This window comes from Desulfitobacterium chlororespirans DSM 11544 (assembly GCF_900143285.1).
Classification (GTDB): domain Bacteria; phylum Bacillota; class Desulfitobacteriia; order Desulfitobacteriales; family Desulfitobacteriaceae; genus Desulfitobacterium; species Desulfitobacterium chlororespirans.
On record NZ_FRDN01000015.1, the window covers coordinates 183,792 to 189,791 of the forward strand.

The following is a 6,000-nucleotide window of genomic DNA, read 5'->3' on the forward strand; positions in this document are numbered from 1 at the left end:
TTATAAAAAGGAGGTAGACATAATGATTATAAGGCGAAACCCAAAGAATGTTCATGAACCCGTGGGACCTTACGTCCATCAAATTGAAATTCCGGAAAAAACCAAATTATTAAATTTATCAGGACAAATAGGAATGGATTTACAAAAGGATATTCCTGCAACAGTTGAAGAGCAGTTTAAGTTGGCCTTAAAAAATATTGACCTCAACCTACAAGAGGCAGGAGTATCAAGAAAAAACATCACAAAACTTGTACTATATTTTGTAGATGAATTGGATAGCAAGGCCAGAGGCGATATTTTATTGGATTTTTTCGGTGAATCTCTACCATGCTGCACCTTGATTTATGTAAAAGCACTGGCTACTCCCAAAATAAAAGTAGAAATAGACGCTTGGGCTGCGCAGCCAGTCTGAATTCATAGAAGGACCTCACTGGCATCTCCCCAATGGCTGCACCAGATGTTAACCGCTGATAATAAATAAAACTCCCTTTGAGCAAAAGGCAAAAATCTGTCGCTCAAAGGGAGTTTTTTTATCAGCTGCTTCGGATCAAGGCGCCGGGACTTATCCCGAACTTGCCTTTAAAGGCTTTGGAAAAATGACTGATGTTTGTATAGCCTACGGCAAAGGCCGACTGACTTACATTGCAGCTTTGACGGGAAAGGAGGGTAAAGGCTTTTTCCAGCCGCTGTTCCCGGACAAACTCGTAAACGGTGTGGCCAAAATAAACCTTAAATGAGCGCTTTAGCTTGCAATCGTTCATTTGAATCAGACGGGATAATTCCAGTAGAGAAGGGGGCGATTCAATGCGGTGCAGCAAAATCTCACGGGCCAGGTTCAAGCGTTCAATGTCGGTTTTCGATAGTTCTTTAAAGCCCTCATCTGTTCTTTCCAGTTCCAGCAATCGCTCAAAATGCAGGGAGAGCAGTTCAAGGATATGGCTTTCCAGCATAAGGGTGTTCAGTCTGTCGGCGCTCTTTTCCAGACAGCTGTCCAGCCTGCTCAAAATACCCTCTTCTCTCAGGTCGGTCTTCAAACTGCAAAAGTGGTAAGCTCCTTTTTGAAAGGTCTGGAAACCTCTGGCGGATGTGTCGCCCACTGCACGGCAAAAAGAGTTAAAAGCTTCGGGCTGGACCCAGATCGAGTAGAGAAGAATTTCCTCGCCGCTCTGGTACTCCGAGTGGGCTGAGGCATGGTCTATAAATCCTAGGGAGGAGTACCCTAGTTTGAGCTCCACAAGCTGGTGATTGACTTCGCCATGGATGACGCCTTTCCGGCTGTAAGAGAGTTCAAATATGGGCGCGGTTGCTTCCGACCATCTTTGCTGGGTGTGTGCAAATTTGCCGGATGAAACCATGATATGCACATGGGGGCGTATTTCAATGCTTTTCACAGGGAAAATAGGTGATAAGTCAAACTTCAGCGGTAAGAGCGACATCTGCATTCCAGCCTTTCTATATTCCATCCAGGGGCAAGAATACTCCGTCCAGGAGCAGAGAAGTTCTTGCGAATGATCTATATTAATTATAGTTAGCCTCGTCTAACTGGTCGAGGCGCAGTGTAATGAAAATGAGGAGGATGGAAATGAAGAAAAGGTTGATCATGCTTATGGTTTTAGCGTTGGCTGTATTTTTGTCCGGATGCTCATCCCAGTCAGGCGGTTTGGAAAATGTAGCGGAGGAGACAAGGACGGTTAAGGATATGAAGGGGGAAGTGGTGATTCCGACCAACCCGCTGCGCATTGTGGATGTTTCCGGTTCTGCCGATGAATTGACTATTATGGGCATTCCCTTTATTGCCTCAGCGAATACCAGTATGTTTGACGGTGTGACGGTTCCGGAGTATCTGCAAAGCTATTTCGCCGCCAACAAGGTGGAAGTGGTGGGCAATTACTCCGGAACCATGGATTTGAATCTGGAGAAAATCGCCGAGCTGAAGCCGGATCTGATCATTATGAACATAAGGCATGAAAAAGTCTATGAGCAGTTAAAGGCTATTGCTCCCACTCTGATGTTAAGCGACGATATCAATTTCGTGAATTGGCGGGGCCGGTTTCAGCAGCTTGGACAATGGTTCGGCAAGGAAGCTGTGGTAACCCAATGGCTCAAGGATTTTGACGCTAGGGCTGCCGAGCTTGCCCAGAAGGTAAAGGAAGTGGCCGGCGGGGAGACGTTTGCGGTTATTGAAGCCAATTCGGTTCATTTTGGTTCCTATTATGCCTACAGGACAGCAGGCCCCGGAGAGCTTCTTTTTGACGAAATGAAGCTGACTCCTTCCGCCGGAGTCCCGGAAAAGGTCTGGGGAGAAGTGGTGGATGCCGAGTATTTTTCCCGGATCGATGCGGATCATCTCTTCTTTTTCAGTGACGACGGCCGGCCCGGGGAAACGGAGAACAGCCCAGCTTGGCAGAATTTGAAAGCCGTACAGAAGGGAAATGTCTACTATGGAGTGAATGGGCAGCAATACGATATGGCTTACACTCCCAAAGGAAAGCTCCTCTATATGGAGAAACTGGCCGGGGCCATCATCAATCATACCGATGTTAAATAGGGGGGGACGGAGAGGAGGAAGGCCTGGAAAGATACTTGGGAAAGCAGGGTATGGCGTTCTGATCCTGACGGCCCTTATGTGTTTAGCACTGGCCATCATGCTTTCCGTCAGTATCGGCATTGCCGGCAGCGGCTTTAAAACCCTTCTTCAAACGGTTGTCTTGGGGGATAACTCCTCCAATCTGGGCAGAATCATGCTGGAAATGCGCCTGCCCAGGGCTTTGGCCGCTTGCTTAACCGGAGCGGCCTTTGCCCTTGCCGGGGCGATTATGCAGGGGATCACCCGTAATCCCCTGGCGGATGCGGGACTTTTGGGGATCAACGCCGGGGCGGGTTTTGCGGTGGCCCTCGGTGCGGTGCTTTGGCCCTCTTTATCTTCTTTGGGGACCATGCTGACAGCTTTTGGGGGAGCGGCACTGGCTGTGCTGCTGGTTTATGGTCTGGGCATGGGTAAACAAAAATCCGGCGCGATTCGGCTGATTTTAGCGGGAGCCGCCGTAGGGGCTTTTTTGACGGCCTTGAGTCAAGGGGTAGGTCTTACGTTTGGGCTCTCCAAGGATCTGTCCTTTTGGACCTCGGGCAGTCTCGCTGGAATTTCCTGGGCTCAGTTAAACGTCGCAGCACCCTGGATTGCTGCCGCAGGGGTGGCTGGGCTGCTGCTTGCGGGGAGATTATCCATTCTAGCATTAGGTGAGGAGAGTGCGGCGGGATTGGGGGTTAATGTAGGAGCTCTCCGCCTGACCGGGTTGGGAGTGGTTCTGGTTTTGGCGGGAGCAAGCGTATCCCTGGCGGGAGGGATTTCTTTTCTGGGACTCATTATTCCTCATACGGCCCGGCTGCTGGTAGGAGCGGATTATCGCAAAATTTTGCCCCTCTCCGCACTTTTGGGCGGGATGCTGCTGGTGCTGTCCGATGTGGCGGCCCGCATGATCAACGCTCCTTTTGATACTCCGGTGGGTGCGCTGGTTTCGGTCATCGGCGTTCCCTTCTTTCTGGTGCTGACCTATCGGAAGAAAGGAGCTTAGTAATGCATAAAAATCATCAACGGCTGCTTTTCCTGGGGCTGCTTTTTTCAGGGGTTCTGGTTGCCATGTTGCTTGCTGTGAACTGTGGGTATGCAAGGATTTCTTATGATCAGGTTCTGATGACCGTTTGGCGGCCTTGGGAATCCGGGGCCTCGCTTGTGTTGGTGCAGATCCGTCTGCCCCGTATTGTTCTGGCGGTTCTCTGCGGTATGGGGCTGGCGTTGTCCGGTTGTACCCTCCAGTCAGTGACGGAAAATCCCCTGGCTGATCCGGGAATTCTGGGGATTAATGCGGGAGCCGGTCTTATGGTGGTGATCTTTCTGGCCTATTTTCCGTCCCTGCATCTCTACGCCATGATCTATCAGCCCTTGTTCGCCTTGGCCGGGGGGCTGCTGGTGGCTGTGTTTCTCTACGGTTTTTCCCGTCGGAGAGGCAAGGTTAATACGGATTACCTTCTTCTGGGAGGAATTGCTGCCGCCGCCGGATTTTCCGCACTGATGGTTGTTATGGGAGCTGATATGGAAAACAACAGCTACCAGGCGGTGGCCCGCTGGCTGGCCGGCAACATCTGGGGGAGCAGTTGGTATCAGGTGAAAACCCTTCTCCCATATTTATTGGTCCTGATTCCTTTTCTCTTATGGCGGGCGGGCATTATGGATGTTCTCCAGCTTGGGGAAGAGACGGCTTCTTCCCTAGGTATCAAGGTGGAAAAAGAGCGGCTACTGCTCCTTTTTATTGCTGTCGCCCTGGCTGCCAGCTGCATCTCCGTCAGTGGCGGAATTGGGTTTATCGGCTTGGTAGCTCCCCATATAGCAAGACGGATAGTAGGGGTGCGGCATGGTTATTTGCTCCCCGCTTCTATGCTTACAGGCGGACTTTTTCTGCTTCTGGCGGATACGGCAGGACGGTCCTTGTTCCAGTCCATTGAAGTTCCGGTGGGGATTGTCATCTCTGTTTTGGCTGCCCCTTATTTTCTCTATTTACTGCACAGAAGATGAGGGTGACAGCACAAGGATGAGGTTGCAGAACAAATTGGGAATAAAGATGGAGAAAAAGGACACAAGATGAAGTTTCAGTACGAAAAATGAAGTTGATCATCTGGTGTGAAAAGAAGCCGGATAAAAGAGGAAGGACAAAAAGCGTCCGCAAAATAGAAAGAGCGTATAGGAGGGTCAAACGGATGCAGATTTCTATGGTTGCCAGCAAACTTTCCGCCGGTTACCAGGGTGTTCCGGTTTTCCAGGATTTTGATCTTGAGATTCCTGCCGGACAAATCACGACCCTGATCGGTGCCAATGGTTCCGGAAAATCGACAATTCTTAAGGCTATGTCCAGATTGCTTGCCCCATCAAGCGGCACTGTGTATCTTGAGGGAAAACCTCTTTATGAACTGCCCACAAAACTTGTGGCCCAAAAGCTGGCGCTGCTTCCCCAGAGTGCCCAGATTCCCCAAGGTATTACCGCACGGGAGCTGGTGGAGTATGGTCGCTTCCCTTATCGAAGAAAATTGTCCGGCATCACGGCGCAGGATCATGAGGTGGTGGACTGGGCTCTGGCCTGCACGAATATGGCGGAATTAGCGGAACGCGATATGGATCAACTTTCCGGCGGCCAGCGGCAGCGGGGCTGGATAGCGATGGCTCTTGCTCAAAAGACGGGGATTTTATTTTTGGACGAACCCACTACCTATTTGGATATCTCACATCAACTGGAAATATTACAGCTTTTAAAAAAGCTGAACAAAGAACAAAGTGTAACTATCGTCATGGTTTTACACGATCTGAATCATGGGATTATGTTCTCCGATTATCTTGTGGCGATTAAGAACGGGAGAAAAAGCTATGCCGGAGCACCACGGGAAGTGGTCACTCCGGCGATGCTTCGGGATGTTTTCGACGTCGAGGCTGAGGTGATTCAACATCCTGTGCTTGATGTGCCGGTCTGCCTTCCTTACGGTGTAGGCGGCAAGTGTTTTTGAGCGACATAATCAAGGATTTGTTTTATCCAGGGTTAGTTTTTTCTATAGTTATAGATGGAAAGTTATAGTGCCGAAAATATAATTAAAATTTTAAGCGAATTTACTGTTGACGAAATTCGTCAGAAATGCTATTATAAATTTCGCCGCCAATAACCGGCGGACGACAACGGTCTTTGAAAACTAAACAACAAGGAACAGCCAATGACTCGTCAAATGAGAGTAAGAAATTTGAGCAATCAAATGTTCTTCATAAATTTTATGGAGAGTTTGATCCTGGCTCAGGACGAACGCTGGCGGCGTGCCTAACACATGCAAGTCGAACGGAGAACTCAATAAGCTTGCTTAAAGAGTTCTTAGTGGCGGACGGGTGAGTAACGCGTGGATAACCTACCTAGTAGACCGGGACAACCCTTGGAAACGAGGGCTAATACCGGATAAGCTTACGCCTTG

At 49.5% G+C, this 6,000-nt stretch carries 6 protein-coding genes and 1 rRNA gene; 6 read left to right on the plus strand and 1 reads right to left on the minus strand.

Translation table 11 applies throughout. The features are described 5' to 3' along the window. Positions 1–22 precede the first annotated feature (22 nt). On the plus strand, positions 23–412 hold the full coding sequence (locus BUA14_RS22220) for a RidA family protein (protein WP_035214111.1): 390 nt from the start codon (positions 23–25) through the stop codon (positions 410–412). A gap of 121 nt (positions 413–533) precedes the next feature. On the opposite strand, the gene BUA14_RS22225 is transcribed toward BUA14_RS22220, so the two are convergent. Further along, the gene (locus BUA14_RS22225; RefSeq protein WP_242954732.1) at positions 534–1,436 is read right to left on the minus strand and encodes a helix-turn-helix domain-containing protein; all 903 of its coding nucleotides are present in this window, start codon (positions 1,434–1,436) and stop codon (positions 534–536) included. Positions 1,437–1,582: 146 nt separating this feature from the next. On the opposite strand from BUA14_RS22225, the gene BUA14_RS22230 reads away from it, so the two are divergent. The 5 genes from BUA14_RS22230 to BUA14_RS22250 all read left to right on the plus strand — a co-directional run. Then, positions 1,583–2,548: an ABC transporter substrate-binding protein gene (locus BUA14_RS22230; RefSeq protein ID WP_242954733.1), complete on the plus strand. Its 966-nt coding sequence runs from the start codon at positions 1,583–1,585 to the stop codon at positions 2,546–2,548. A 76-nt stretch (positions 2,549–2,624) separates the two neighbouring features. Continuing rightward, a complete protein-coding gene (locus BUA14_RS22235) occupies positions 2,625–3,572 on the plus strand; it encodes a FecCD family ABC transporter permease (protein WP_242954734.1) in 948 nt (315 codons plus the stop codon). Between the two features lie 2 nt (positions 3,573–3,574). Then, complete coding sequence (locus tag BUA14_RS22240; RefSeq protein WP_072774610.1) at positions 3,575–4,570, plus strand: FecCD family ABC transporter permease; 996 nt, start codon at positions 3,575–3,577, stop codon at positions 4,568–4,570. A gap of 182 nt (positions 4,571–4,752) precedes the next feature. Next, the gene (locus BUA14_RS22245) at positions 4,753–5,550 is read left to right on the plus strand and encodes an ABC transporter ATP-binding protein (protein ID WP_072774611.1); all 798 of its coding nucleotides are present in this window, start codon (positions 4,753–4,755) and stop codon (positions 5,548–5,550) included. Positions 5,551–5,805: 255 nt separating this feature from the next. Next, a 16S ribosomal RNA gene (locus tag BUA14_RS22250) occupies positions 5,806–6,000 on the plus strand; the annotation flags it as partial.

Excerpts from the sequence above, each read along its gene's own strand:
- BUA14_RS22220 (WP_035214111.1), top strand. The coding sequence starts at position 23 with ATGATTATAAGGCGAAACCCAAAGAATGTTCATGAACCCGTGGGACCT.
- BUA14_RS22225 (WP_242954732.1), bottom strand. The coding sequence starts at position 1,436 with ATGTCGCTCTTACCGCTGAAGTTTGACTTATCACCTATTTTCCCTGTG.
- BUA14_RS22230 (WP_242954733.1), top strand. The coding sequence starts at position 1,583 with ATGAAGAAAAGGTTGATCATGCTTATGGTTTTAGCGTTGGCTGTATTT.
- BUA14_RS22235 (WP_242954734.1), top strand. The coding sequence starts at position 2,625 with ATGTGTTTAGCACTGGCCATCATGCTTTCCGTCAGTATCGGCATTGCC.
- BUA14_RS22240 (WP_072774610.1), top strand. The coding sequence starts at position 3,575 with ATGCATAAAAATCATCAACGGCTGCTTTTCCTGGGGCTGCTTTTTTCA.
- BUA14_RS22245 (WP_072774611.1), top strand. The coding sequence starts at position 4,753 with ATGCAGATTTCTATGGTTGCCAGCAAACTTTCCGCCGGTTACCAGGGT.